The sequence below is a fragment of the Hyphomicrobium sp. genome, assembly GCF_003987855.1.
GTDB lineage: Bacteria > Pseudomonadota > Alphaproteobacteria > Rhizobiales > Hyphomicrobiaceae > Hyphomicrobium_B.
Genome location: NZ_RXIZ01000004.1, coordinates 311,886 through 338,403, shown reverse-complemented (window position 1 = coordinate 338,403; position 26,518 = coordinate 311,886). Strand labels below are relative to the sequence as shown.

Annotated in this window: 26 protein-coding genes; 19 read left to right on the top strand and 7 right to left on the bottom strand. The window is 60.8% G+C overall.

All coding sequences use genetic code 11. The annotated features are described in order from the left end of the window. The first annotated feature begins 70 nt into the window (after window positions 1-70). The 3 genes from EKK30_RS03910 to EKK30_RS03900 all read left to right on the top strand — a co-directional run bounded on the left by EKK30_RS03910 (window position 71) and on the right by EKK30_RS03900 (window position 4,226). The gene (locus EKK30_RS03910; RefSeq protein ID WP_290980527.1) at window positions 71-781 is read left to right on the top strand and encodes an ATP-binding cassette domain-containing protein; all 711 of its coding nucleotides are present in this window, start codon (window positions 71-73) and stop codon (window positions 779-781) included. Further along, window positions 778-3,357, top strand: a complete 2,580-nt coding sequence (locus EKK30_RS03905) for an FtsX-like permease family protein (protein WP_290980524.1) — start codon at window positions 778-780, stop codon at window positions 3,355-3,357. The genes EKK30_RS03910 and EKK30_RS03905 overlap by 4 nt, the downstream gene beginning before the upstream one ends. 104 nt (window positions 3,358-3,461) lie before the next feature. Continuing rightward, window positions 3,462-4,226, top strand: coding sequence for a Bax inhibitor-1/YccA family protein (locus EKK30_RS03900; protein ID WP_290980520.1), 765 nt, complete (start codon window positions 3,462-3,464; stop codon window positions 4,224-4,226). A 104-nt stretch (window positions 4,227-4,330) separates the two neighbouring features. Here EKK30_RS03900 and EKK30_RS03895 read toward each other — a convergent pair whose 3' ends face one another. Then, entirely contained in the window at window positions 4,331-4,714 is a 384-nt protein-coding gene (locus tag EKK30_RS03895) for a DUF2794 domain-containing protein (protein ID WP_290980517.1), read from the bottom strand. A 486-nt stretch (window positions 4,715-5,200) separates the two neighbouring features. Here EKK30_RS03895 and EKK30_RS03890 point away from each other — a divergent pair, with 486 nt between their 5' ends. Continuing rightward, a complete protein-coding gene (locus EKK30_RS03890; RefSeq protein ID WP_290980514.1) occupies window positions 5,201-7,279 on the top strand; it encodes a M3 family metallopeptidase in 2,079 nt (692 codons plus the stop codon). Window positions 7,280-7,330: 51 nt separating this feature from the next. On the opposite strand, the gene EKK30_RS03885 is transcribed toward EKK30_RS03890, so the two are convergent. Beyond that, window positions 7,331-8,092 carry a thioredoxin family protein gene (locus EKK30_RS03885; protein WP_290980511.1) on the bottom strand — a complete coding sequence of 254 codons (762 nt, stop codon included), beginning with the start codon at window positions 8,090-8,092 and terminating at the stop codon, window positions 7,331-7,333. A gap of 241 nt (window positions 8,093-8,333) precedes the next feature. Further along, window positions 8,334-11,048 carry an aconitate hydratase AcnA gene (gene acnA / locus EKK30_RS03880; protein ID WP_290980509.1) on the bottom strand — a complete coding sequence of 905 codons (2,715 nt, stop codon included), beginning with the start codon at window positions 11,046-11,048 and terminating at the stop codon, window positions 8,334-8,336. Between the two features lie 226 nt (window positions 11,049-11,274). Between acnA and ccmA the strand changes: the two genes are divergently transcribed. Genes ccmA through EKK30_RS03855 form a run of 5 tightly spaced genes read left to right on the top strand, consistent with a single transcriptional unit; the run spans window position 11,275 to window position 14,160 of the window. Next, window positions 11,275-11,898, top strand: a complete 624-nt coding sequence (gene ccmA, locus EKK30_RS03875; RefSeq protein ID WP_290980506.1) for a heme ABC exporter ATP-binding protein CcmA — start codon at window positions 11,275-11,277, stop codon at window positions 11,896-11,898. Next, window positions 11,895-12,560, top strand: coding sequence for a heme exporter protein CcmB (gene ccmB, locus EKK30_RS03870; RefSeq protein WP_290980503.1), 666 nt, complete (start codon window positions 11,895-11,897; stop codon window positions 12,558-12,560). The genes ccmA and ccmB overlap by 4 nt, the downstream gene beginning before the upstream one ends. 54 nt (window positions 12,561-12,614) lie before the next feature. Next, the gene (ccmC, locus tag EKK30_RS03865) at window positions 12,615-13,379 is read left to right on the top strand and encodes a heme ABC transporter permease CcmC (protein ID WP_290980500.1); all 765 of its coding nucleotides are present in this window, start codon (window positions 12,615-12,617) and stop codon (window positions 13,377-13,379) included. A 5-nt stretch (window positions 13,380-13,384) separates the two neighbouring features. Further along, on the top strand, window positions 13,385-13,546 hold the full coding sequence (gene ccmD / locus EKK30_RS03860) for a heme exporter protein CcmD (protein WP_290980639.1): 162 nt from the start codon (window positions 13,385-13,387) through the stop codon (window positions 13,544-13,546). 5 nt (window positions 13,547-13,551) lie between these two features. Beyond that, on the top strand, window positions 13,552-14,160 hold the full coding sequence (locus EKK30_RS03855) for a DsbE family thiol:disulfide interchange protein (RefSeq protein ID WP_290980497.1): 609 nt from the start codon (window positions 13,552-13,554) through the stop codon (window positions 14,158-14,160). On the opposite strand, the gene EKK30_RS03850 is transcribed toward EKK30_RS03855, so the two are convergent. The 3 genes from EKK30_RS03850 to EKK30_RS03840 form a co-directional block, all read right to left on the bottom strand. After that, window positions 14,150-14,788 carry a carbonic anhydrase gene (locus EKK30_RS03850; RefSeq protein WP_290980494.1) on the bottom strand — a complete coding sequence of 213 codons (639 nt, stop codon included), beginning with the start codon at window positions 14,786-14,788 and terminating at the stop codon, window positions 14,150-14,152. The two genes, EKK30_RS03855 and EKK30_RS03850, sit on opposite strands and share 11 nt — an antisense overlap. Further along, window positions 14,785-15,975, bottom strand: a complete 1,191-nt coding sequence (nhaA, locus tag EKK30_RS03845; RefSeq protein ID WP_290980492.1) for a Na+/H+ antiporter NhaA — start codon at window positions 15,973-15,975, stop codon at window positions 14,785-14,787. The genes EKK30_RS03850 and nhaA overlap by 4 nt, the downstream gene beginning before the upstream one ends. Window positions 15,976-16,060: 85 nt before the next feature. Next, a complete protein-coding gene (locus EKK30_RS03840; protein ID WP_290980489.1) occupies window positions 16,061-16,885 on the bottom strand; it encodes a pyridoxal kinase in 825 nt (274 codons plus the stop codon). Window positions 16,886-17,031: 146 nt separating this feature from the next. Here EKK30_RS03840 and EKK30_RS03835 point away from each other — a divergent pair, with 146 nt between their 5' ends. The 9 genes from EKK30_RS03835 (at window position 17,032) to EKK30_RS03795 (ending at window position 24,549) form a co-directional block, all read left to right on the top strand. Continuing rightward, the gene (locus tag EKK30_RS03835) at window positions 17,032-17,931 is read left to right on the top strand and encodes a CoA ester lyase (RefSeq protein ID WP_290980486.1); all 900 of its coding nucleotides are present in this window, start codon (window positions 17,032-17,034) and stop codon (window positions 17,929-17,931) included. A 140-nt stretch (window positions 17,932-18,071) separates the two neighbouring features. Further along, window positions 18,072-19,130 (top strand): MaoC family dehydratase, encoded by a 1,059-nt coding sequence (locus tag EKK30_RS03830; protein ID WP_290980483.1) that lies wholly within the window; start codon window positions 18,072-18,074, stop codon window positions 19,128-19,130. Window positions 19,131-19,178: 48 nt separating this feature from the next. Further along, window positions 19,179-19,721: a superoxide dismutase family protein gene (locus EKK30_RS03825; RefSeq protein WP_290980480.1), complete on the top strand. Its 543-nt coding sequence runs from the start codon at window positions 19,179-19,181 to the stop codon at window positions 19,719-19,721. A 179-nt stretch (window positions 19,722-19,900) separates the two neighbouring features. Beyond that, entirely contained in the window at window positions 19,901-20,311 is a 411-nt protein-coding gene (gene sdhC / locus EKK30_RS03820; protein WP_290980478.1) for a succinate dehydrogenase, cytochrome b556 subunit, read from the top strand. Then, complete coding sequence (sdhD, locus tag EKK30_RS03815; RefSeq protein WP_290980475.1) at window positions 20,311-20,694, top strand: succinate dehydrogenase, hydrophobic membrane anchor protein; 384 nt, start codon at window positions 20,311-20,313, stop codon at window positions 20,692-20,694. The genes sdhC and sdhD overlap by 1 nt, the downstream gene beginning before the upstream one ends. Window positions 20,695-20,699: 5 nt before the next feature. Continuing rightward, window positions 20,700-22,547, top strand: a complete 1,848-nt coding sequence (gene sdhA / locus EKK30_RS03810; protein ID WP_290980472.1) for a succinate dehydrogenase flavoprotein subunit — start codon at window positions 20,700-20,702, stop codon at window positions 22,545-22,547. Window positions 22,548-22,633: 86 nt separating this feature from the next. Beyond that, entirely contained in the window at window positions 22,634-23,233 is a 600-nt protein-coding gene (locus EKK30_RS03805) for a hypothetical protein (protein ID WP_290980468.1), read from the top strand. Window positions 23,234-23,337: 104 nt separating this feature from the next. Then, window positions 23,338-24,117 carry a succinate dehydrogenase iron-sulfur subunit gene (locus tag EKK30_RS03800; RefSeq protein WP_290980465.1) on the top strand — a complete coding sequence of 260 codons (780 nt, stop codon included), beginning with the start codon at window positions 23,338-23,340 and terminating at the stop codon, window positions 24,115-24,117. Between the two features lie 48 nt (window positions 24,118-24,165). Then, window positions 24,166-24,549, top strand: a complete 384-nt coding sequence (locus EKK30_RS03795; RefSeq protein ID WP_290980636.1) for a VOC family protein — start codon at window positions 24,166-24,168, stop codon at window positions 24,547-24,549. A gap of 16 nt (window positions 24,550-24,565) precedes the next feature. Here the strand turns inward: EKK30_RS03795 and EKK30_RS03790 are convergent, their stop codons facing one another. Then, window positions 24,566-25,600 (bottom strand): MBL fold metallo-hydrolase, encoded by a 1,035-nt coding sequence (locus EKK30_RS03790; RefSeq protein WP_290980462.1) that lies wholly within the window; start codon window positions 25,598-25,600, stop codon window positions 24,566-24,568. Between the two features lie 61 nt (window positions 25,601-25,661). Here EKK30_RS03790 and EKK30_RS03785 point away from each other — a divergent pair, with 61 nt between their 5' ends. Beyond that, complete coding sequence (locus tag EKK30_RS03785) at window positions 25,662-26,462, top strand: helix-turn-helix transcriptional regulator (RefSeq protein WP_290980459.1); 801 nt, start codon at window positions 25,662-25,664, stop codon at window positions 26,460-26,462. The last annotated feature ends 56 nt before the right edge of the window (window positions 26,463-26,518 follow it).

Genomic DNA, 26,518 nt, shown 5'->3' with positions numbered 1-26,518 from the left:
TCCACCAGCTGACGTAGAGGCTCAATGTGAACGGCACAAGTCCGATACGACCAATGCAGGGTAATTTAGATTGAGCGATCCGATCATCAAACTCGATAACGTGCATCTGACGCTGACGAGCCGGGCTGGGCCAGTGCAAATTCTTCGCGGCGTTTCGCTTACGTTTCCACATGGCCAAAGCGCTGCGATCGTGGGTCCTTCGGGATCCGGAAAGACGTCGCTTCTGATGACCATGGCCGGTCTCGAGCGCGCCACGAGCGGTCGGATCACGATTGCGGGACGCGAGCTTGGACCGTTGGCGGAAGACGACCTCGCGGTCCTGCGTGGCGCGGAGATGGGGATCGTGTTCCAGTCCTTCCACCTCGTGCCGACGATGACGGCGCTGGAGAACGTTGCCTTGCCCATGGAGCTTGCCGGCGAGGCGCGAGCCTTCGAAACGGCGCGTGACCTTCTCGCCGAAGTCGGTCTCACCGCGCGTGTCGACCATTTCCCGGCGGAGCTTTCGGGCGGCGAACAACAGCGTGTTGCAATCGCGCGGGCGTTGAGCCGCTCGCCCAACATTCTTTTCGCCGACGAGCCGACGGGCAATCTCGATGGCCGCACCGGCAAGCAGATCATCGATCTGCTGTTCGGCATTCGCAAACGCCGAAACGCAACGCTGGTTATCGTTACGCACGACAACAAGCTCGCGGCAATGACCGATCGCGTGATCCGCATGGCGGACGGGCTCATCGCGGCGGATGAGGAGACGAATACGTCCATGCGCGCGGTGTCCTCGTGACCCTTCTGACGGGAATGGAGACCACGACTCCGCGGCGGAAGGCGGGTGTGCTGACGATCGTTCGCCTCGGCATGCGCGAATTGCGCAACGGCTTCGACGGCTTTCGCATTTTTGTCGCGTGCCTCGCGCTGGGCGTGATGGTGATCGCGGCGGTCGGCGCGCTCGCGGATGCGTTGCGATCGGGGCTGACCACGCAGGGCGAGACGATCCTCGGCGGCGATCTGGCTTTTGCGCGAATGCATATCCGCGCGACCCCTCAGGACCTCGACGTCTTTCGCGCGCTCGGACACGTGAGCGAAACGGCGACTATGCGGACGATGGCCCGGCGCGTCGATGGGTCAGATCAGGCGCTCGCCGAACTCAAAGGCGTGGACGGATCCTATCCGTTGTCGGGTGCAGCGACCCTGAAAGGCGGCGGCTCGTTCGCCGACGCAATCGCGGGCGACGGCGTCGTTGCGGATGCGATGCTGCTTGATCGGCTGGGCCTCAAACTTGGCGATCGCCTCCGCGTCGGTGAAGCGGACTTAGCGGTCAAGGGCATTCTGGACAACGAGCCGGACGCCATCGTCGACAGGATGACCTATGGCCCGCGCGTTTTCCTCTCGCTCGATGCGCTTGAGAAGACGGGCCTTGTAAAACCCGGAACTCTGATCCGGTGGCGCTATGCGATCAAACTTCCTGAAGGGGGCGCGGCCGACCGGGCGACGCTCGGCGAGTTGCGCCGGATCACGGGCGAAAAGCTGGCGCTCGGCGGGTATACGGGTTCCGATCGTTTCGATCCGTCACCGCAGATCAGCCGCGCGCTCGACCGCTTGCGGCAATTCCTCATTCTCATTGGCCTCGCATCACTGCTGGTGGGCGGCGTCGGCATAGCGAATGCCGTTTCCACCTTCATCGACAAGCGCATGAAGGTCGTAGCGACGCTGCGCAGCATCGGTGCCACGGGCTCGCAGATCATGGGGATCTTCCTCGTGCAGCTCATCGTCATGAGCGCGGTCGGTATTACCATCGGTCTTGCCTTGGGCGTCGCCGTGCCCTCGATCATCGACGAGTTCTACGGCGATCTCCTGCCTGTTCGCATCAACGTGTCCGTGTCGCCGCAGAGCCTTGGATTGGCGGCGCTCTACGGCGCTGTGGTCGCGCTGCTCTTTGCGCTTTGGCCGTTGGGGCGAGCGGAGAACGTCTCTGCGACCGTTCTCTTTCGCGACAGCATCGGGGGACCTGGCGGCCGTCCGCGAAACGCTCTCCTGGCGTTGATGGCCGTGCTCGCCGCGATCCTCGTCGGAATAGCGGTGCTGACATCCGAGCCGCGTTCCATTGCGCTTTATGTGATCGCGGGACTTGTGGTGATGCTCGCCGTGTTCGGCTGGTTAGGCGGCGTCATCGGGCGGTTGGCGAAACGACTGCCGCGTCCCAACCGTCCCGAGCTTGGGCTGGCGCTTCGCAACATCGCGTCGCCCGATGGCTTGACGCGGTCGGTCGTTCTTTCACTTGGTACCGGGCTGTCGCTGCTTGTCGTCGTGGCGCTGGCGAACGCGGCGCTCGTGTCCGATCTGCAGGATCGGTTGCCAGCGGAAGCGCCGGATTACTTTCTGCTCGATATCCCGCCGTCCGATCTCGACGGCCTGAAGGCGAAGATCACGCAAGACGTGCAAGGCGCGAGCATCGTCGATGCGCCGATGTTGCGCGGTCGGATCGTCGATATCAAAGGCGTTCCCGTCGAGAACATGAAGTTTGCGGCCGATACGCAATGGGTGCTCAACGGCGATCGCGGGCTCAGCTACGCCGAGACGATCCCAGAGGGGTCGACGCTCACGGCTGGTTCCTGGTGGCCGAAGGACTATTCGGGGCCGCCGTTGGTCTCATTCGAAGGCGAGATCGCGAAAAAGCTCGGGCTGGGGATCGGAGACACCGTCACCATCAACGTGCTCGGGCGCAACATCACCGCCAAGGTCGCGAGCCTGCGCGAAGTGAAGTGGGAGAGCATCGCGCTCAACTTCATCATGGTTTTCTCGCCAAACACGCTTCGAGCGGCCCCGCACAATCTACTCGCGACCGTGCGCCTGCCGCACGGCACGGCGTCCGAGGTCGAAACCGCGATGGTTCGGGATCTCGGCCGCTCGTACCCGTCCGTCAGCGCGATCCGGGTGAAGGACGCCATCGATCAATTCAGCAAAATTTTCGCGAAAGTGATGGTCGCGGTGCAGGTGGCGGGCAGCGTGACTCTGACCGCGGGGGCGTTGGTGCTCGCAGGGGCCCTTGTTACCGCCCAGCGCCGGCGAGTTCTCGAAGCGGTCATCCTTAAGACGATCGGCGCCCGGCGGCGGCAAATTCTCAAGGCGCACGCCTGGGAATATGCCCTACTCGCGACGATTGCGGCGCTTGTCGCGATCGCGCTGGGGAGTGCAATTGCATGGGTGGCCGTCACCCGGGTGATGGAGTTGGACTACGTTTTCTCGCTCGGCGCGGTGTTCAGCACCCTCGCCGTCGCCGGCGTCATGATTGCGGTCTTTGGCGGAATCGGAACCTGGAGTATCCTCAGAGCTCCGGCGGTAACTATTTTGCGTTCAGAATAAAAGAATTCCGCTTTCTGTTTCCGGATCTTGAAAGGGTTTGACCGCAGGGTCATATGGTACGCAGAACCGGCGGTTTGGCCGGATAACACGAGGATACGAGGACCATGGCTGAAGTTTTTTCGCGACCGAATAGCCCGTACGGCAGCGCGCGGACATCTGGCGCGATTGACCAGGGGCTGCGCTCGTTCATGCTCGGCACCTACAACTACATGGCGCTCGGCGTTGCCGGTACGGCCACCGTTGTCATGCTTCTCATGGCCAACCCGCAGGTTATGGCGGCGATCGCTCTTGGCCCGATGAAGTGGGTCGTGTTCGCGGCCGTCCTTGGACTTGGCTGGTTTGCGCCGCGCCTTTTCTTCGGCGGCAGTGACGTCGTCGCCCACGGCGCCTACTGGCTCTATTGCGCTCTCTGGGGCGCATTGATCGCGCCGATGATCTCGCTTTACGTTTCAACCGGTATGGCCGGCCTCGTCGGCCAGGCGTTCTTCATCGCCGCCGCAATGTTCGCGGTAACGAGCCTCATCGGCTACACGACGAAGAAAGACATGACGGGCTGGAGCGGCTTCCTCTCCATGGCCTCGATTGGCCTCATCGTTGTGATGATCGGCAGCTACTTTTTCATCACCGATCCGGGCACCAGCAAGACCGTCAGCATGGGTATCTCGGCTGTCGTCGTATTGCTCTTCTCGGTCGTGACGGCCTTTGAGACGCAGGCCATCAAGTCGATGTACATCGAGAACGCCCAGTACGGCGGCGAAGCTCAGTTGAAGCGCTCGTCGGTGTTCGGTGCCTTCATGCTCTATGGCTCGTTCATCACGCTCTTCATTCACATCCTGAACATTCTGGGCATGATGAACCGCAGCAACTAACGGTTTGTCGCCTGGAACCTGAGAAAAGGCCCCGGAAACGGGGCCTTTTTTATTGCCGCTTCCGACTCGCGTTCCGAGAACCGTCCGGAATCGGCAGGAAAAACTCAGAAGCGGACGACGCCAGGGCGGTCTTCGAGAACGCTCAGCACGCGTTTCAAATCGTGGCCGCGCTTCATGATCAGGCCGCCCGCGGCAATGACGCTATACGCGCCCTGCTTCCGTGCCAGGCGGAGATCCTTCTCGATGCGGTAGAGGGCATACTCGCTGGCCTTGCGGTAGACGGAGAACACGGCCTTGTCGCGGAGGAAATCGATGGCGTAATCACGCCATTCGCCGGAAGCGACCTTGCGGCCGTAAAGATCCAGAATGGCCGTCAGTTCGTAGCGATCGAAAGTGGTTCGACGGCTTGGCTCCGAATTGGCGTCGGAGGGTCCAAGCGTGCCCGCGGAGCGCGGGCGGAAAACTATGGGGTCGGTTGTCTCGCTCAAACGGCGCCGTCCAATCTTTGATACGTTAAAGATCGCGCCAACGTCGGCGGAAAGCAAGAGAGGGGCGGAAAATCTTCTCGTGGCGCCGAAAATGAATGGGATGAACGGCCTTGGGCGCTCAGCACGGAAATACCGCGACGCTGACAAAATCGCGACTCCGCTCAGGCCCCAATCTGCCGCATTAAAACGCGATAGAGATAACCGTTGCCTTTGGGTCCGGTTAAAAATGACCGGCTCTGGATACATAGCCCCCCAGCCCCCCGGGGCCATAGTTTCGAGGTCGGACTCTCAGGCAACTCTTCTCCCCTGATTGCGTCTCGGTCCCCATCCGAGACGAACTTCTCCTCCCTGGACGCGGTGTCCCGGCAGGATCGGCCCCGCAAGGCCGGTCCTGCCGTCTTTTGTATTGCAAGGGTTTCATTTGAGCACGCCGTAGTCCCGGGTATACAATGTTACAGTTAGGGGAATTCAGGTATTGATCTCAAAATGATAGCGAAACGCAAATCGACCTCTAAGCCACGTTCCAAGCCTAGCCTCAACCCGCTGACGACGAAGTGGAATGGCGATTTCGCCATGCCGCCGTTCGAAAAAATTGAAGCGCGGCACTTCAAGCCGGCGCTGGAGGCCGCGTTTCGCGAGCACAAAGCGGAAATCGAAAAGATTGCCCGCAACCCCGCGAAGCCGACATTCGCCAATACGATTGCCGCTCTGGAAAAAAGCGGCTGGCAGCTCTCTCGGGTCGCGTCGGTTTTCTGGAATCTGGAAGGATCGGATTCCACCCCCGCGCTGCAGGAAATCGCGCGCGACATGGCTCCGCGCTTTGCGGCGCACGAGACGCAAATTCTTCTCGACAAGCATCTCTTCAAGCGGGTCGATGACCTGTATCAGCGACGCGAGACGCTAAAGCTCGATGAGGAAGAGCTTCGCGTTCTGGAACGGCACCATCTTGAGTTCGTGCGCGCCGGTGCGCGTCTGTCATCGGCAGAGAAATCGCGCATCAAGGAGATCAATGCGCGACTTGCGACGCTCGTCACCCAGTTCATGCAAAACGTCCTCAAGGACGAGCAATCCTGGCGGCTGGAGCTTGAAGGCGAGACGGATCTCACCGGTCTTCCCGATACGTTCAAGGAAAGTGCGGAGCGTGCTGCCGCCGATGCCGGGCTACCAGGGAAAGCGCTCGTGACGCTGGCGCGCTCGAGCGTGGAAGGCTTCCTGACCTATTCCGCCCGCCGCGATCTCAGAGAGCAGGCCTTCAACGCTTGGGTCAGCCGGGGTGCGCGCGAGGGCGAAACGGATAACCGGCAGATCGTGGCCGAAGCGGTCGCGCTGCGCGGGGAATACGCCCGGCTCATGGGCTTTAAGTCGTTCGCCGAGTTCAGTCTGCAGGATACGATGGCGAAGACTCCCGATGCCGTTGACGGACTTCTTCGTGCCGTCTGGCAAAAGGCCGTTCAACGCGCGCAAGATGAACGCGATGCCTTGGCAGCCGAGGCTCAGAACGCGGGCGACAACTCGGAAATCATGCCGTGGGATTGGCGGTATTATTCCGAGAAGGTTCGTAAAGCGAAGTACGACTTCGATGAGTCGAAGCTGCAGCCCTATCTCGAACTCGATCACATGATCGCGGCCGCATTCGATACGGCGACGCGTCTCTTCGGATTGAAGTTCAAGGAGCGCAAGGATCTTCCGCGCTATCACCCGGAGGTGCGCGTCTGGGAGGTGCAGGACAAGAAGGGTCAGCACGTTGGGATCTTCATGGGCGATTACTTCGCCCGGCCGACGAAGCGTTCAGGTGCCTGGATGTCGTCCTTCCGTTCGCAGCACAAGCTCGGGAAGGGGCAAGCTCCGATCATCGTCAACGTTCTGAACTTCACGAAAGGCGGTGACGGCGAGCCGGCGCTGTTGTCGTTCGACGATGCGCGGACGCTCTTTCATGAATTCGGGCACGGCCTGCACGGGCTTTTGTCGAACGTCACGTACCCCTCGATCTCGGGGACGTCGGTGACGCGCGATTTCGTCGAACTGCCTTCGCAGCTTTACGAACACTGGCTATCGACGGCCGAGGTGCTCGAGAAGCACGCGCTGCATTACAAGACCGGCAAACCCATGCCGAAGGTGTTACGGCAGCGGCTGGCGGCGGCACGGAATTTCAATCAGGGTTTCGCAACGGTCGAATACACATCGTCGGCGTTGGTCGACATGGCGCTTTATTCTGCGGACGTTTCCGAGATCGCCGACGTCGAGCGGTTCGAGCGCGCGACGCTCCAGGGCATCGCAATGCCGAAGGAGATCGTGATGCGCCATCGGCTGCCCCACTTCATGCACATCATGTCGGGCTATGCGGCGGGTTATTACAGCTATCTCTGGTCGGAAGTTATGGACGCGGATGCCTTCGCGGCATTCGAAGAGACGGGCAACGTGTTCCATCCGGCGACGGCGAAGAAGCTGCACGAATTCATCTATTCGGCTGGCAATCGGCGCGATCCCCACGCTGCCTATGTTGCGTTCCGCGGACGTCCGCCGAAGATCGATGGTTTGCTAAAGAAGCGCGGCTTAGCGGCTTAGCTCTCTCTCGCCTCGGCGGCCGACTCCCCCGAAGGGGATTCGCCGAGGCAACTACCAGAGCCCTGCCATCGTCGCGCCGATGATCGGTCCGCTCTTGCCTTCTTGAACGAGCACGACGACCTTCTGGACGTCGGCCTGCATCATTGCGGCGCGTGGCAGCTGCACCTGCATCGCTTGGCCCTTCCAGATGCCGATTGGGATCAGCTCGTGGACGATGTTGGTATAGGTCAGCGTCTTGCCGGCGTTCTCGCCTTCCTTTACCGGGACCACGCCGGACATCTGCACGACGCCGAGCCAGATCGTGGCATCGCGCGTCCGATGGCCCGGCTGTTCGGCGCCGAGAGCGAAATTCAACGTGTTACGCTCCTGCCAGAAGCGGACCGCGACTTGGCCGGGGCCACCCGTTTTTGATGTCTCCTCGATAGCGCTCTGGATCGCTTCTTTCGACGAGCCGTTGACCGGCGTCAGGCCATTGATGACGGCCTGGGGCGTGTAGATCGCGCCATCGCCACGGGTTCGCGCATAATTCCTTTGCCGTTCCGTATTGCGCGGTGAGGCAAACGTGTCTTTCCAACCGAGATAGTTCCAGTAGTCGACCGGAAGCGAGAGCGCGATGATCGAGGGATCATCCGAGAGGGTCTTGAGCAGGGTGTCGGCGGGCGGGCAAGACGAGCAGCCCTGGCTCGTGAAGAGCTCGATGACGCCCTTGACGGGCGTATTCGGCGGCTCGCCGACAGTCACTTCCTGAGCGACGGCGGGAAACACAAATGCGACGAGCGCAAATGATGCCAGAAAAGATCTGAAAAAGTGCATCGAAATTGAAGCCTCACAGCCTTGGCGCCGCCGACCGCCTTCACCTATTTAGCGCCCGATCGCGAAAGCAAAAAGTGAAAGGCGCGAAAGCCTTGTCACGAACGGGTGAGCGTTAAGGAATTCGCTGGGGTGAGGAAATTCGTTACCGTCTCCGGCCGTTCGGTCGGGGATTGGTTGAGGGGGCAGACCTCCCCCTCATCCGGCCTTCGGCCACCTTCTCCCCTGGGGAGAAGGTCTGCTCTTAAGCGGCAAGGTTCCGCAGCACGTAGTGCAGGATGCCGCCGTTCTTGAAGTACTCGATCTCATCCAGCGTATCGATGCGGCAGAGAACGGGAACGGACAGCGTCGTGCCGTCGGGCTTGGTGATGGTGATCGTCATCACTTCGCGCGGTTTCACCTGGGCCAGTCCTGGGATCGTGACGCGTTCGTCGCCCTTGAGGCCGAGTGAAGCCCATGAGGCGCCCTCGGTGAAGACAAACGGCGCGACACCCATGCCGACGAGGTTTGAGCGGTGAATGCGCTCGAAAGATTGGGCGATTACGGCGCGCACGCCGAGGAGGTTCGTGCCTTTCGCCGCCCAGTCGCGGGACGAGCCGTTGCCGTATTCGATGCCAGCGAAGACGACGAGCGGAACGCCCTCGGCTTCGTACTGCATGGCGGCGTCATAGATCGGCATCTCCTTGCCCGACGGGTAATGGATCGTCAGCCCGCCTTCCTTCACGTTGCCGTTGGCATCTTTCACCATGTGGTTCTTGATGCGGATGTTGGCGAACGTACCGCGCATCATGACTTCATGGTTGCCACGGCGCGTGCCGTACTGGTTGAAGTCGACGGGCTGGACGCCGTGTTCGAGCAGATATTTGCCAGCGGGGCTCGCGGTCTTGATGGAGCCTGCGGGCGAGATGTGGTCGGTCGTGATCTTGTCGCCGAAGAGGCCGAGGATACGGGCGTTGACAATGTCGCCGATGGGTTTGGCTTCGCGGGCGATGGATTGGAAGTAGGGCGGGTTCTGGACGTAGGTCGAGGAGCCGTTCCAGCCGTAGGTCAGGCCGCCGCTTGTCGCGATGCCCTGCCAATTGCCATCGCCTTTGAACACGTCTGCGTAGCGCGACTGATACATCGCGCGCGTGATGTTCTCGGCGATGAATTTCTGGATCTCCTGCGTGGTGGGCCAGATGTCTTTCAGGAAGACAGGCTTGCCGTCCGTGCCTTCGCCCAGCGGCTCTTTCGTCAGGTCCTTCTGCACCGAACCCGCCAGTGCGTAGGCAACGACGAGCGGGGGCGAAGCTAGATAGTTCGCCTGGACGTCAGGGCTGACGCGGCCCTCGAAGTTACGGTTGCCGGAAAGAACGGCCGCCGCGACAATGCCATTGCCGTTGATGGCTTTCGAAATCTCAGGCGCAAGCGGGCCAGAGTTTCCGATGCAGGTGGTGCAGCCAAAGCCAACGAGGTTGAAGCCAATCTGGTCGAGATAGGGCTGCAGGCCCGCTTCCGCGAGGTAGGCCGCAACAACTTGCGACCCGGGTGCCAACGACGTCTTCACCCAAGGCTTGCTGGTCAGGCCGGCATTGACGGCGTTGCGCGCCAGAAGGCCCGCGGCAATCAGCACGCTCGGGTTCGATGTGTTGGTGCAGCTCGTGATCGCGGCGATGACAACATCCCCGTGACCGATGTCGAAATCCTTGCCTTCAACGGGCACGCGCTTCGAAAGTTCGTCAGGCTTTTTGTACTCGCCGGCGAGAGCTGTTTCGAAGCCGGACTTGATGTCGGTGAGCGCGAGGCGGCCTTCGGGACGTTTCGGACCGGCCATCGATGGGACCACCTCGCCGAGGTCGAGCGAGAGCGTGTCGGTGAAGACCGGATCGGGCGAACCGGTTTCGCGATAAAGGCCCTGGGCCTTGCAATACGCTTCGACGAGGGCGATGCGATGGGCGTCGCGCCCCGACATCGTCAGGTAATTGATCGTTTCCTTGTCGACGGGGAAGAACCCGCAGGTCGCGCCGTATTCCGGTGCCATGTTGGCGATCGTCGCGCGGTCGGCGAGCGTCATCGAATCGAGGCCCGGCCCATAGAATTCGACGAACTTGCCGACGACGCCCTTCTTGCGAAGCATCTGCGTAACAGTCAGCACGAGATCGGTCGCGGTTACGCCTTCCTTGAGCTTGCCGGTAAGGCGGAAGCCTATCACTTCGGGAATGAGCATCGACTGCGGCTGCCCGAGCATTGCCGCTTCGGCCTCGATGCCGCCCACGCCCCAGCCGAGGACGGCAAGCCCGTTGACCATCGTGGTGTGGCTGTCGGTGCCGACGAGCGTATCGGGATACGCGACCGTCGAGCCGTCGGCCATCTCGTTGGTCCAGACGGTCTGGGACAGATATTCGAGGTTGACCTGGTGGCAAATGCCGGTGCCGGGCGGGACGACGCGGAAGTTCTGGAATGCGCCCTGGCCCCACTTCAGGAAGTTATAGCGCTCGCCGTTGCGCGCGTATTCAAGGGCGACGTTGTCGGCCAAGGCTTTGGGCGTTCCGAACTCGTCGACGATGACGGAGTGATCGATGACGAGATCGACGGGCACGAGCGGGTTGATCTTCGTCGGATCGCCGCCGAGTCTGGTCATGCCGTCGCGCATCGCCGCAAGATCGACGACAGCGGGAACGCCGGTGAAGTCCTGCATCAGCACGCGGGCGGGACGGAAGCCGATTTCCTTTTCCGTCTTGCCTTTGTTGTCGAGCCATTCGGCCATGGCCGCGAGGTCGGCCTTGGTGACGGAGCGATCGTCCTCGTGGCGCAAGAGATTTTCGAGGAGGACCTTCATCGAGTAGGGAAGGCGGGAAATGCCTTTGAGGCCATTGGCCTCCGCGTCGGGCAACGCGTAATAGACGTACGTCTTACCCTCGACCGTGAGGGTTTTCTTGCACTTGAAGCTGTCGTCGGAAACGGGTGTAAGGGCGCTCAAGATCAGGCCTCCGAAAGATTAAGACGAAGGGCTGCGCCGCCGGAGTGCCGGCGGATCGAGGATGCCCCGCGGCACATCGGTGTGGGCCGCGCGACCCCCTCGCTTTTGCGCTAGCGAAGGATACAACGTGCCTTTTATATAACCAGTGAAAAAAGAAAACACCAATCGTGGGGTCGGCCAAAATGCCCCGCCTTTGCTCAATCCGGCATCATGGAATCCGATCACTGTGCAGCTCATTGCTGAAGACTTGGTCATAGATCGCGGGGCGCGCCGGGTCATCGAAGGGTTGTCGTTCGCCGTCAGGCAAGGTGAGGCTTTGGTGCTGACCGGAGCGAACGGCATCGGCAAGACGACGTTGCTTCGGACGCTTGCCGGATTCATCCAACCCTTTCGCGGATCGATCAAACTCGACGGCGGCGATCCGGAGCTCTCTGTTGCGGAGCAGGCGCATGCCGTCGGACACGCCAATGCGGTGAAGGCGAGCCTGACGGTCTTTGAGAACGCGACGTTCTGGAATTCTTACCTTGAGACCGGCGGACAGTCTTCTGCTCGTATCCAGGCGGCGCTCCAGCACTTCGGCCTTGAAGACCTGGCCGAATTTCCCGCCGCCTATCTGTCAGCCGGTCAGAAGCGCCGCCTTGGACTTGCGCGATTGCTCGTTGCGCATCGGCCGCTGTGGCTCCTTGATGAGCCGACGGCGTCACTGGATGCGGCATCGTCGGAGCGGCTGGTCGCCGCGATCAATGCCCATACTGGAAAAGGCGGGATGGCGGTCGTCGCGACGCATCTGCCGCTGGCCCTCGACCGCGCGCGTACACTTGATTTGAGCGCATTGAAGGTGGCCGCGTGAAAAGCTTTTGGGCGCTGATCCTGCGCGACCTGCGACTGGCGGTTCGTGAAGGTGGAGCCATCGGCACCGCGCTGGGCTTCTTTCTCGTCGTCGTGTCGCTGATGCCGCTCGGGCTCGGGCCGGACCTCAATCTTCTGGCGCGAATTGCGGCGGGCGTGTTGTGGATCGCGCTGCTCCTGGCAGCGCTGCTTTCGCTCAATCGCATCTTTGAAGCCGATTATGAGGACGGGACGCTCGACGTGCTCGCGACGGGGCCTCTGCCGCTGGAACTCGTGAGTGCTGCCAAGGCGCTGGCGCATTGGATCACGACGGGCATTCCGCTGGCGGTTCTGGCGCCGATCCTCGGCATTCTCCTCAACCTGGATCTCAATGCGTATCCCATACTTGTCGCCACGACATTGCTGGGGACGCCGGCCGTCAGCTTTCTCGGCGCGGTGGGTGCCGCATTGACCATGAAAACGCGCCGCGGTGGACTTCTTCTGGCCCTGATTGTGCTGCCGCTTTACGTTCCGACGCTGATCTTCGGAATTTCGGCGGTCAGCGCGGGTGCGGGACCCGGAGGGCTTGGAGCGTCGTTTCTCATCCTGGCTGCGATATCGCTCGTGACAGTCGTTCTCGGGCCGGTGGCAGCTGCAGCGGCGCTCCGCGTACAGCTTCAATAAATGGTAACTTCAAGCTTCATTGCACCGGTTGGCTTAAAGGCTTAAATCCCGCCCATGCAGACCCTGACACAACGCCTCGCAAACCCCACGCGCTTCATGGAGCTTTCCGCGCGCCTGCTGCCGTGGATCTCGTGGGCGACCGTTATCCTTTTGGTTTACGGGCTTTATCTGGCGTTTCTTGCGTCTCCGGCGGATTACCAGCAGGGCGAGACTGTGCGCATTATGTACATCCATGTGCCGTGCGCTTGGCTGTCGATGATGATCTACGGGCTCATCGCGCTATCAAGCTTTGGTCTCCTCGTATTCCGGCACCCGCTGGCTGACGTTTCGGCCAAGGCGGCAGCGCCGCTTGGCGCAGCTTTCACGTTTTTGGCGCTTCTCACAGGTTCGCTCTGGGGCAAGCCGATGTGGGGGACCTATTGGGTTTGGGACGCTCGGCTCACGTCGGTGCTGCTGCTGTTCTTTCTCTATCTGGGGCTCATTGCGTTGCGCTCGGCGCTGGAAGATGAAGGCGCGGCGGCGAAACTCACGGCTGTGCTGGCGCTGGTTGGCGTTTCCCTGTTGCCGATCATCAAATTCTCGGTCGACTGGTGGAACACGCTGCACCAGCCCTCGACCGATTTCACATCGACTGTCGATCCAAGCATGCGGCTGCCGCTTCTCATCATGGCGTTGGCGTTCACGCTGATGTTCTTCGCCATGCATCTGAAGGCGATGCGTAACGAGATCCTGCGCCGCCGCGTGAAGGCATTGCGGGCGCAGGCGGTTGCCGGCCGCGATCGATTTGGCGCTTCGGCGGCGCAAGGTGCAGCGGAGTGAACGAGATGGATCTTGGCCCGCACGCAGCCTTCATATGGTTGTCCTACGCCGCCGTCACCGTGACGGTGATCGGGCTCATCATGTGGCTCATCGCTGATGGGTGGAGGCAACGCGCCGATCTCGATGCGCTGGAACGCCAGGGTGTCAAACGGCGCTCTTCGAACTGAAAGCAATGCACGTGGCTCAAGCTCGATCCAACTTACTCCGTCTCCTGCCGGTCGTGATCTTCGTCGTCATCGCCGGCTTCTTCGCAATGGCGCTGCGTTCCGGCGATCCGTCGTTGCTGCCATCGACGCTCGTCGGCAAGCCGGTACCGCAGACGACGTTCCCGCCTGTCGAGGGATTGGAGCAGGCGCAGGGCACGCCTGAGGCGGGGTTCACGTCCGCCGATCTCGCCAAGGGCAAAATATCCGTCGTGAATTACTGGGCGTCGTGGTGCGTTCCCTGCGTCGACGAACATCCGATGCTCGAACAGCTCAAAGCGGCTTCGGGAGTCGATATCTATGGGATCAATTACAAGGATCAGCCGGCGGCAGCCCGTCGTTTTCTAGGCCGCTACGGCAATCCGTTCACCGCGGTTGGAACGGACGCCGATGGGCGGGCTGCGATCGATTGGGGGGTTTATGGGACACCCGAGACCTTCATCGTCAATGGGAAGGGCGACGTGATCTATAAGCACGTCGGCCCCATCACACCGGCTTCGCTCGAAACGAAGCTTCTGCCGATCATCGCGAAGGCGAAGGCCGAGGCCAGCAGCCCCGGCGCATCTCCTAAAGCTTGAAGAATTGGCCGCGCGAGTGGTTGAGGACCGTCAGCGTGCCCGACGCGATGTCGAAGTGTGCGCCGTGCAGCGACAAGCGGCCCTTTTCCTCCTGTTCCTGGATGAACGGGAACGTACGCAGATTGCCGATCGATTGTTTGATCGCTTCCTTTTCCAAGGCTTCCTGCCGAACATTGGCGGGGCTGACTTGGTGCGAGGCCAGGACCGAGAGCCGCGCATCATCGAGCATCGACATCCACTTCGAAATGAAGTGCGCATCCGTTTGAATGGCGGCGTTCTGGTCGAGCGCAGCCTTGATGCCACCGCAACCCGAATGGCCCATGACGATCAGATTTTTGACGCGCAGGTTCAGCACCGCAAATTCCATCGCGGCGCTGACGCCATGATATTTGCCGCTGACTTCGTAGGGGGGCACGAGATTGGCGACGTTGCGGACGACGAACAGTTCGCCCGGCATGGCGCTAAAAATCGTCTCGGGATCGACGCGACTGTCCGAGCAGGAAATGATCATCGTCTCGGGACTTTGTCCGTGCGTCGCCAGTTCTTCATATTGGTCGGCATTGGGGACGAAATGGCGAGACCGAAAACGGCGGTAACGATCGGCCAATGTTTCGGGGAAACTGCTCATTGTTGTTTTTCAAACCCGGATGCCGGGCCTCCCTGACTTGTGACCAAAACCACGTAGCCTGCGACGGCAGAAAGCAGCGAACCGATGATGACGCCAAGGCGAACCTCGGCGGTCGTGTCGGGATCGGGAAATGCCAACTGGCCGATGAACAAACTCATCGTAAAGCCGATACCTCCGAGGATCGCGGTCCCGAACAGCTGTCGCCGCGATGCGCCGTGAGGCATGTCTCCGAGGCCGCTGGCAATCAGACCCCTTACTGCGCCGTATATGCCGAGGGCCTTGCCGAGGAAAAGGCCCAACGCGATGCCAATCGGGATTTGCGACAGCATGTCATTCGTCGACATGCCGCTAAACGATAGCCCGGCGTTGGCGAGCGCGAAAACGGGCATGATGATGAAGCTCACGAACGGGCTCAGGGCGTGCTCAAGCGCTGGAAGCGGGCCGTCGACCCCCTTCTTGGGGCTCGACAGCGGGATCATTAGCGCAGTTATCACGCCGGCGACGGTGGCGTGGACGCCTGACTTCAGCACGCAGAGCCAAACGAAGGCGCCGACCACGAGGTATGGCAACGTGCGCATGACGTTGAAATAGTTCAGCAGGGCCAACGCACCTACGCCTGCGGTTGCTAGCCCGAGCGCCTGGTACGACAGCTCCGAGGTGTAGAAGAAGGCGATGATCAGAATGGCGCCTAGGTCATCGATGATCGCGAGGGCGAGCAGGAAAACCTTCAACGTCGGCGGTACGCGTCGCCCCAAGAGCGCGACCACGCCAACCGCGAAGGCAATATCCGTTGCGGCGGGAATAGCCCAACCGCGCAACGCTTCGGGGTTACTCCAGTTCACGCTCGCGTAGATCAAGGCTGGCACAACCATGCCGCCAATGGCGCCCACAATCGGCAGCATCGCCGCCGCGGGTTTTGAAAGAGCGCCTCGGATAACTTCGCGTTTGATCTCGAGACCGACCACCAGAAAGAAAATCACCATCAGCCCGTCGTTGATCCAGTGATGGATTTCTTTCGTCAGCGCGAAAGGTGCGACACCCAGTTGAACATTGGTCGCGAGAAAGCGTTCATACGCGTCGTGCAGCGGCGAGTTCGCGAGCACTAGCGCAAGGACAGCGGCGGCAAGTAGAACGAGACTGGCAAGAACTTCCCGGCTTATGCCTTCGGTACTGGATTCGGGCTTCATTCCTGCGTCTGCTCCTGTCGAATTTGCCAGGTCAGATATGCAGGCTCATCGACGATGCAGCAAGCCAAACAAAAATGCGGTCCGATCATGTCAGGGGCGATACGCTCACTGGCTCAATGTCCCTTCTCCAGTCGACGAAGCTTGGCAGCAAGTGATCGATACCCCGGCTGGCCTCAAGCGCGCTTCGGACACCCGCCAAAGCATATGCCAGCGCATTCTGCGGGGATTCTCCGTGCATGAGCTTTGCAGTGAGGCAGCCGGCGAAGACGTCGCCCGTGCCATGGGGAACGTTGCTCCATTTGTCGACGCGGCCGATGAAGGCATCGCCTTGCGCGGCAAGTACCGTCGCCAGAACATCCGGTCCGTCCGGAATTGACGTGCCAGCGACGATGGGCCGCCCCAGCCGGGCGATTGCCGCTCGCGCGTCGGCAGGAGATCGAACATCGATACCCGAGAGCCACGACAACTCGAAACGGTTGGGTGTTAGGACGTTGGCGAGCGGCAAAAGCAGATCGCGAATGCCGTGAGCCGAACGTTCATCGATATAGAGGCCGCCTGGATCGTCGCCGAAGATCGGATCGCACACGTAGGTAATCTCAGACCTGATCGTACGCAGGCGCTTCACCGCTGCGGCGACGACCTCCACGTGCTGCATCGATGGCAGATAGCCTGAGAAGATTGCGTCGAACGAGGCCAGCCAGCCATTGTCTTCCAGAGCGCGGACCATGTCGCTCAGGAGCCGTGGGTCGAGCGTGATGCCGGCGATGTGAGCGCGAACCGGATGGTTCGACAGGACGACCGTCGGCAGCCCAACCACGTCGATACCCGCGGCCAACAGCGGGGGTATCGTTGCGGTCAGGCCGACAGGGTCGTTCGCGACATAGGAGGAAATCATCAAAAGTCGGCGCATTGGGTCCGTCGGCCAGGCAGCAGGGTCAGCCCGGCTCAGAGCCGCGCCGGGAAGCTGGGATTTATTCGAAAGTTTAGTCGCGGTCGATGTTGCAAACGTGCATGTTGCGTTGCAAAATCCAACCCGATTGCAGGGGAGCCGGTGCGATGGCCATGCGACCAAGGCGCAGCGTTCTCTATTTGCCCGGAGACAACGACCGGGCACTCGAAAAAGCTAAAGGTCTGCCCGCGGACTCGATCATCATCGACCTGGAAGACTCTGTCGCGCCGGCAAACAAAGAGAAAGCGCGCGCCCAGGCGACCGCGGCGATTCACGAGCGCGGGTTTGGCTCGCGCGAGGTCGTTCTGCGGGTCAACCCGATCGAAACGCCGTGGGGCATGGCGGATCTTCACGCGGCGATCGCAGCCGTGCCCGATGCCATCCTCGTGCCGAAGGTGTCCAATTCCGGCGACGTCACAGGCACCGCGAAGGTCGTCAAGGCCGCCGACGCCGATCCGCGCATCCGCCTTTGGGCGATGATAGAAACTCCCATGGGCATCATCAACGCCAAGGAAATCGCAGCCTGCGCGCCTGATCAGGACAACCGTCTGGTCTGCTTCGTTCTGGGCACCAACGACCTGCTGAAAGAAAGCCGAGCACTGGCAAGCCGGAACAGGTTCGCCGTGGTTCCTTGGCTCGCGATGACGCTCGTCGCCGCCCGCGCTTATGGGCTCGACGTCATCGACGGCGTCTACAACGATTTCAAGGACGAGTCCGGTTTTCGAGCCGAATGCGAGCATGGCCGCACGCTCGGAATGGACGGCAAGACGCTCATCCACCCGTCGCAGGTCATTCCCTGCAACGAGGTGTTCTCGCCGACGATCGATGAAATTTCTTGGGCGCAGAAAGTCATCAAGGCATTCGACGAGCCGGAGAATGCGCGCAAGGGGGTCATCACAGTCGAAGGACGGATGGTCGAGCGCCTGCACCTCGTCATGGCAAAACGGGTGGCAGCCATAGCGGATGCGATCAACGCTCGATCGAAAGTCGAGGAGCCGTGGTTTTAGTAAACGGCGCGGGCTTCTGCGGCCCTTGATCGCGTCTTGGCGATCGGGAAAGTTGTTGCGGTCGGGTTCCGACATCCCGAAAAGAACAAGAAAAGCCGAGCCTGGTGATGCCGGGCCTCTCAGAACATAGGGCGGGATCGATGGCCGGAACCAAGACGAACGCTGGCAATTTCTTTGAAGACTTCACGTACGGCCAGGTCATTCACCACCCGACGCCGCGCACCGTAACCGATGGCGACGTGGCGCTCTATACGTCGCTCTACGGTTCGCGGTTCGCAGTCCAGTCGGCAGATACGTTTGCGAAAGCCATCGGCTACCCTCGGGCGCCGCTCGATGATCTCCTGACTTTTCATGTGGTGTTCGGAAAGACGACGCCGGAAATCTCGCTCAATGCGATCGCCAATCTCGGATACGCCGATTGCCGCTTTTTGAAGCCCGTTTATCCCGGTGACACGCTGACCGCGACTTCCGAGGTGATCGGCCTCAAAGAAAACTCCAACGGCGAGACTGGCACCGTCTATGTGCGCTCGACGGGACGCAATCAGAATGGTGAAGTCGTTCTCGAATATTGCCGGTGGGTGATGGTTCGCAAGCGCGCGAAGAGTTCGCCGTCGCCCGAGGCGGTCGTTCCGAAGCTACCGGAAAGGGTCGAGCCGGAGGTGCTCGCACAGGCGGTGCCGCCAATCGACGTCAGCCAGTATGATTTCGATCTCTCTGGTTCGAAACACCGCTGGGGCGATTATGAGCCCGGCGAGAAGATCGACCATGTCGACGGGATGACCCTGGAAGAGGCCGAGCATCAGATCGCGACGCGCCTCTATCAAAATACCGCGAAAGTGCATTTCAATCTGCACACCGAATCCAAGGGCCGGTTCGGCAAGCGGATCGTGTACGGTGGTGTCGTCATTTCGCTGGTGCGGGCGTTGTCCTACAACGGGTTCGGCAATGCGTTTCATCTCGCCGCGATCAACGGCGGGCGGCACGTCGCGCCGACGTTTGCGGGCGACACAATCTACGCTTGGTCCGAGGTCCTCGAGAAAGCGGAGATTCCCGGTCGAAAGGACGTCGGCGCGCTCCGGGTTCGCCTCGTCGGTGTCAAAAACCAGGATTGCGCGTCACTCCCGCTCAAGACTCCGACGGGCGAGTATGCGGAGGGGGTTGTCCTCGATCTCGATACGTGGCTTGTGCTGCCCCGCTGAGGCCTTATCGGCACTCTGCCGGAACAGGAACCCAGAGGAGCACGTCGCATGGCAGTCATGGCGCGGAAACTCGGATCGTTTGGCGGTGTGGCGCTGGGGCTGTTGCTTTTTTCAGCTGCCGCGACCGCGCAGGCAGCGGGGGAAACGGCGACGGCCGATATCAAACTCGCGGACGGCAAGGATGCGGGCACCGTTACGCTGACCGACGTTGCCGCCGGCGTTATCCTGAAATTCGATCTCAAAGGATTGCCGCCGGGTGCCCACGGCTTTCACGTACACGAGGTGGGCAAGTGTGAAGGCGATCTGACCTCCGCAGGCGGCATCTATAATCCGTTGGGCGCCAAACACGGCTTCTTCAACGAGGAAGGCCCGATGGCCGGCGATCTTCCGAACGTCGTCGCGGGTCCGGATGGTACGGCGCGAGCCGAGCTGGTTACGACCTATCTGCACCTCAACAAGGATACCGACGATTCGCTGTTTGATGCCGATGGTTCGGCGCTCGTGATCTATGACACGGCCGACGACTATCAGACCGACCCGGAAGGTGGCGGGGTGAAGCGGATCGCCTGCGGGGTGATCAAAGCCAAGTAGGTTCGCGTTGGGGCGAACAGGCCCGGGACGGCTGCTGATTGTGCTTTTGGCGAAAGCGCGGGTGCCTGAAGGTCTGAAGCCAGTTCATCGCGGGTGCGCGTCGCTGTGGCATTTGGCGAATTGCCGCGTCTGCAGCGAAACGCTACACATTCGCATCAAACAATAAAGAAGGACGTCCGATGGCAGTCACATCTGGCCGCGGTGTGCGCCCTCAGCGGCCGCTTTCACCCCACCTTCAAATCTATTCGCCCTTGATCAACATGGTGATGTCGATCTTTCATCGCATCACCGGCGCCGCGCTTTATTTGGGATCGGCGCTGCTGGCCTGGTGGCTGGTCGCAGCCGCTTCGGGTCCTGACGCCTACAACCACTTTCTGAGCTGGTGCGGAAACTGGTTCGGCGAGCTCGTCCTGTTCGGATTCACTTGGGTGCTGATGCACCATATGGTCGGCGGTATCCGTCACCTCATCTGGGATACCGGGTACGGCTACGATCTACGATCGATCGACATTCTCTCCTGGGGCACGCTGGTCGCATCGCTTTCGCTGACCGCCATCATCTGGATCTCTGTCGCGATGGGAGCCGCCTGATGACGACCATGCGGACACCTCTGAAGAAAGTTCGGTACCTCGGATCGGCCAAGGAAGGCGCCGACCATTTCTGGCGGCAACGTCTGACTGCGATCGCCAATGCGTTTCTCGTGATCTTCCTGGTTTGGCTGATCGCGTCTCTGGTCGGCGCGGACTACACGGCCGTGAAACAGAAACTCGCGCATCCGTTGATCGCATTGCCGCTGTTGGCGCTGATGGTGTCAGCGACGATCCATATGCGGATCGGCATGCAGGTCATCATTGAAGACTACGTGCATGGCGAAGGGCTGAAGTTCGGGCTGCTGATCCTCAACACCTTCTTTGCCATCGCCGTCGCGCTCGCGAGCGTGTTCTCGATATTGAAATTGGGTTTTGGAGCCTGAGCCCCATGTCACAAGTGAACGGCAAGGCCAACGGCATCAACGTGGCGCCCTCGCAGGTCGGAAAAGCCTACCCACTGCATGACCATGTCTATGATGTCGTCGTCGTCGGAGCAGGCGGAGCGGGGCTTCGCGCCACACTCGGCTGCGCGGAAGCGGGCCTTAAGACCGCGTGCGTGACGAAGGTCTTTCCGACGCGCTCACATACCGTAGCGGCGCAGGGTGGCGTTGCGGCTGCGCTGGGCAATATGGGTCGCGACGACTGGCGCTGGCACATGTACGACACCGTCAAAGGTTCGGACTGGCTCGGCGATCAAGATGCTATCGAATATCTTTGTCGCAATGCGCCGGCGGCGGTGTACGAGCTCGAACATTACGGCGTGCCGTTTTCGCGAACGGAGGACGGCAAGATCTATCAGCGTCCGTTCGGCGGCATGACGACGGACTACGGCGAAGGTCCTCCGGCGCAACGGACATGCGCGGCGGCCGATCGCACGGGGCACGCCATGCTCCACACGCTGTATGGTCAATCGCTGCGCCACTCGGCGGAATTCTTCATCGAATACTTCGCGCTCGATTTGATCATGGACCAGGATGGCGCGTGCCGCGGCATCATTGCGCTCAATCTTGATGACGGCACCTTGCATCGGTTCCGCGCCAAGAAGACCATTCTGGCGACAGGTGGATACGGCCGCACCTATTTCTCATGCACATCGGCCCACACCTGCACTGGCGACGGCAATGCCATGGTTCTGCGCGCCGGGCTGCCGCTGCAGGATATGGAGTTCGTGCAGTTTCACCCCACCGGGATCTACGGCGCGGGTGTGCTGATTACCGAAGGTGCACGCGGCGAAGGCGGATACCTGACCAACTCGAAGGGCGAGCGCTTCATGGAACGCTACGCGCCGCATGCGAAGGATCTTGCCTCGCGCGATGTCGTGTCGCGTTCGATGACGATCGAAATCCGGGAAGGTCGCGGTGTCGGCCCGGACGCCGACCACATCTATCTCCATCTCGATCATCTCGATCCGAAGATCCTGGCGGAACGGCTGCCGGGCATCACCGAGAACGCGAAGGTGTTTGCCGGTGTCGATCTGCGCCGCCAACCAATTCCGGTGCTGCCGACGGTTCACTACAACATGGGCGGCATTCCGACGAACTATCATGGCGAAGTGCTGACCAAGAAGAATGGCGATCCCGATCATGTCGTTCCGGGCCTGATGGCCATTGGCGAAGCGGCCTGCGTTTCAGTCCACGGCGCCAATCGACTAGGGTCAAACTCGCTCATCGATCTCGTGGTGTTCGGACGCGCGGCTGGCTTGCGCTGCGCCGAGACGATCGAGCAGGGCGGCTCGCAACCAGATTTACCCAAAGACGCTCACGAATCGGCTGTCGCGCGACTCGATCGTTTCCGCTACGCCAAGGGATCGACGCCGACCGCCGCGCTGCGTCTGCGCATGCAGAAGATCATGCAATCCAACTGCGCGGTGTTTCGTGACGGTCCAGTGCTGAAGGAAGGCGTCGATAAGATCAAACAGGTCTGGCGCGATGCTGCGGATATTTCGGTCACAGATCGCTCGCTCGTCTGGAATTCCGATCTTGTCGAGACACTCGAGTTCGACAACTTGATCGCACAGGCCGCCGTGACGGTGGTCGGCGCAGAAAATCGTCAGGAAAGCCGCGGCGCGCATGCACGCGAAGATTTTCCTAAGCGAGATGATGTCAATTGGATGAAGCATACGCTTGCGTGGGCCGACTATGGCACCAAGTCGGTGACGCTCGACGATCGTCCCGTGCATACGAAAACGATGACCAACGAGGTCAAGTACATCGAGCCCAAGGCGCGCGTCTATTGAGGCGTTCTCGCCATCGCGAGTAGAAATAGCGCCGTCATGCGAACTCGCCTAAGGTGCGGCCTTCATCGGCGAAGGCGCACCAATCCGTGACCAAGATCGGCACCGACGACAGCGACGATACCGACACGCGCATGCCGCCGGATCCATTCGCGGCCGTGCTGCCTGCGCTTGCGGCGCTCGGCGCCATTGCGTCAATTGCGGCCATCAATTGGTCGGGGCAGGAGAAGTTGGCGGCGCGAACGCGTACGAAGCGCAAGACCGGGGCGGCGCTGCGCGACCTCGAAACGTGCTGCATGGGCCTCGCCGAGATCTTCAAGCGCTTTCAAAAGCACCCGCGCGTGTTCGCTGGAGGCGGCGGACAGGCCGCAGCGCCGCTCAAGTTCGGGGTGCACGGGCAGCGCATCCGCGCGGATGCGCAGAAGCTCTACCTGCAACTCATGAACGACATCGCTTCGATGCTGGTGCTGGCAACGCAGAACGCGTTCGATGTCATGACGGCGGTCGAGGACGGCGATATCGAGGCGCCGGAAGAGATCTTCTTCGGTTTCGGCGAGCAGCAGGAAAGGCTGAACGAGATCATCCAATCGCGGGTGCCGCTTAGGGTCGCCGTCGATACCGGCGGCGAAATAGCCGATAAGCTCGTCGCACTCGTCCGGGAGCTGAAGAGGCATCAGAAGGCCGGTTAGGGCCAAAGAACCGCATAGTTTTGGCCCGCATTTCGTTGACACGCGGGCATGTTCAAGCTTCTGTCATGCCCGCAGCATTTTCGATGGCGGGGCCCCGCACTTTCATGGTTCAGCTCACACTTCCGAAGAACTCGAAGATCTCCGAGGGCAAGACCTGGAATCAGCCAGGGCGCGATGGGGACTGGAAAGAATTCCGCGTCTATCGCTGGAATCCTGACGACGGTCGCAATCCTCGCATCGACACGTACCATATCGATCAGAAGCAGTGCGGACCGATGGTTCTGGACGCCCTGATCAAGATCAAGAACGAGATCGACCCGACGCTGACCTTTCGCCGTTCGTGCCGGGAAGGCATTTGCGGTTCCTGTTCGATGAACATCGACGGCACGAATACGCTCGCGTGCTTGAAGGGCATCGAAGAGGTGAGCGGGCCGGTCAAGATCTATCCGCTGCCGCACATGGAGGTCGTCAAGGATCTCGTGCCGGATTTGACGAACTTTTACGCGCAGCACCGCTCGATCGAACCGTGGCTCAAGACCGATACGCCGACGCCGCCGAAAGAATGGCGCCAGTCGCGCGAAGACCGCGAAAAGCTCGATGGGCTTTACGAATGCATTCTGTGTGCTTGCTGCTCGGCATCGTGCCCGAGCTACTGGTGGAATTCTGATCGTTATCTCGGCCCTGCGATTCTGCTGCAGGCCTACCGCTGGGTGAACGACAGCCGTGACGAAGCAACGGGTGAACGTCTCGACAATCTCGAAGATCCGTTTCGTCTCTACCGCTGCCATACGATCATGAACTGCGCGAAGGCATGTCCGAAGGGGCTGTCGCCCGCCAAAGCCATCGCCGAACTCAAGAAACTCATGGTCGAACGCCGGGTCTGAGGCAGCCGGTTCGATCGCATCAGAAAAGCAGGAGCGACCGTGCTGGATATTCTCGATCACATAGGTTTTCCCGTCACAGATTATGTGCGGTCGCTTGAGTTCTACACGAAGGCACTGGCGCCCCTCGGCATCAAGCTGCTCAAGGAAGTGAAGTTCTCGGAAGAAGATAGCGACGGCTATGCCGGGTTCGGGAGGCAGAGGCCACAGTTCTGGATCGGCACCGGTTCGGCGCTGAAAGGCCGCCTGCACGTGGCGTTCGCTGCGCAGAACCGCGACGAGGTAAAGGCGTTTTACGATGCGGCGCTGGCAGCGGGCGGCAAGGATAACGGGCCACCAGGGCTTCGCCCGCACTATCACGAGAACTACTACGGCGGATTCGTCCTCGATCCGGACGGTCACAACATCGAAGCCGTGACGCATCTGCCGGAATAACGGCAACCGGCATTCGTCATAGGTTGAGCTGGTAGGAGTGCGGGAGCCAGCGGTAACTGCCAGGACCATTTCTTTCGACGTATCCGATCGAGGGAAACGGCATGTGATAACCGATCACGGGCATGCGATCCGTTGCGGTCATGTCGTAGACGCGGCGGCGTGTTTCGACGCCCTTTGGCTTGTCGATGTCGAAGATGCAATGCCATTCCGGGTGCGCAAGAGATGCGACTTGATGATGGGCGCAATCGCCCCAGAATAAAATCGATTTGCCCTGGCTCTCGATATTGAACGCAAGGTGGCCCGGGGTGTGCCCATAGGCTTCGATGGCGCGTATTCCCGTCACAACGTCATCGCCAGGTTTGATGAACGAGAACTTCGCGATGACGGGTTTCGTGTTGGCGCGGTAAACGCTCGCGAGCTTTTCGACATCGCCGGTGAATTTGCCTTCGGGTGACCAGTAGTCATGCTCGATGCCGCTGATGACATATCGCGCATTTGGGAAGAGAGGCTTCCCGCGTTCGATGATGCCAGCGACATGGTCAGGGTGCCCGTGCGATAGCACAACAATGTCGATATCTTCCGGCTTGAAGCCAGCAGGGCCGAGCTGGGCGGCGAGCCAGCCGCCGTTCGGCCGCGGAATGAACCCGCTTTCGCCGTTGCCAGTGTCGAACAACACGATTTCCTTGCCGGTGTTGACGAGGGTCGGCGAGAATCCCGGCTGATATCTGGTCTCCGGTAGGAGATTGTCGCGCATCAGGCCGCGCACGTCGGATTCGCTTGCGTTCTGGCCGATGATGGGAAACGGGCCGTCTATGAAGGCTTCGGAATCGGAGATCGTCGTGATTTCGAAACCACCGAGCTTGAAGCGGTAGAATTTTGGCTGCCAGCCGCCAAGCTGCGGCGCGGACGCGTTGACCGGCGAAGCCGCGGTCAATGTCATGGCGGGCAGAAGCGTCAGCGCGAGGCTGGTCGCGAGGAGATTCCGCCGGTCTATCGATACGGCGGAGATCTGTCCGCGAGATTCGAATTCTGGTTTTGCTATCTTGAGCATGGCGGCATCCTAGGCAAGACTATCGGAATGCCGAACGCTAGGCGTTATGGGAGAAACAGGCTTGTACGATTCTGCTGCGGTACACGATCGGCAGCTCAGGCCGTTGTGGCATGTCGGCGATAAGCGAATGCTGTTTGCAGGTTGTCTCGGCCGCAATGCTCTTCACACGCACAGTGCGACTGTGCTTCTTGCCGGTGTCTATGACGAGTTCTCTCTCCGCCTGAAGGACAGCGATTGGCTTTCCTGCCGAGCGGCGATCATTCGCGCGGGAACGGCGTATGAGTTCGATGCGCGCGGGCAGCCGTTGTCCGTCATTTATGTCGAGCCGGATGAGATCGGGGCGGAAGGTCTCGGATCGCTTCTTCGCGATACATCGGAATTGAGTGGCGCGGTTGTCGGCGCCTTTCTGGAACGCCGATCGATCCGGGCGATCTATGAAGATTCCGCAAGCGCATGCTGGGCTGGCGAGGCCGTGACCGATCTCGTTCGCTTTGCGCAAAGGCAATGCAGCCGCGTCCTCGATCGCCGAATTCGCGCGGCGCTCCAGGGCATGACTGCCGGTCACGGGGCCGAATACGAGGGCACGAGTGCCTTGCCGCCTAGGGTTTCGTCGGCAGCGATCGCATCAGAGCTATCCGTGTCTCGTTTCCAGCATCTCTTCAGGGAGCATGTCGGCGTGTCCTACAATCGCTATTCAGCGTGGCGACGGATGAGGACGGCTGTCGCGGAGGTGGTGCGAGGGACAAATCTTACGGCTGCCGCACACGCGGCCGGTTACTACGATCAGCCTCACTTTTCGCGGGAGTTCCACCGAATTTTCGGTGCCCCGGCTTCAAAGAGCCTGTCAAACGTGAGGTCGTGACGGCACTTTTCCGCCCTTCCCTCAGCGGCCAGGGCATGCGATAGCCGCGCAGACCA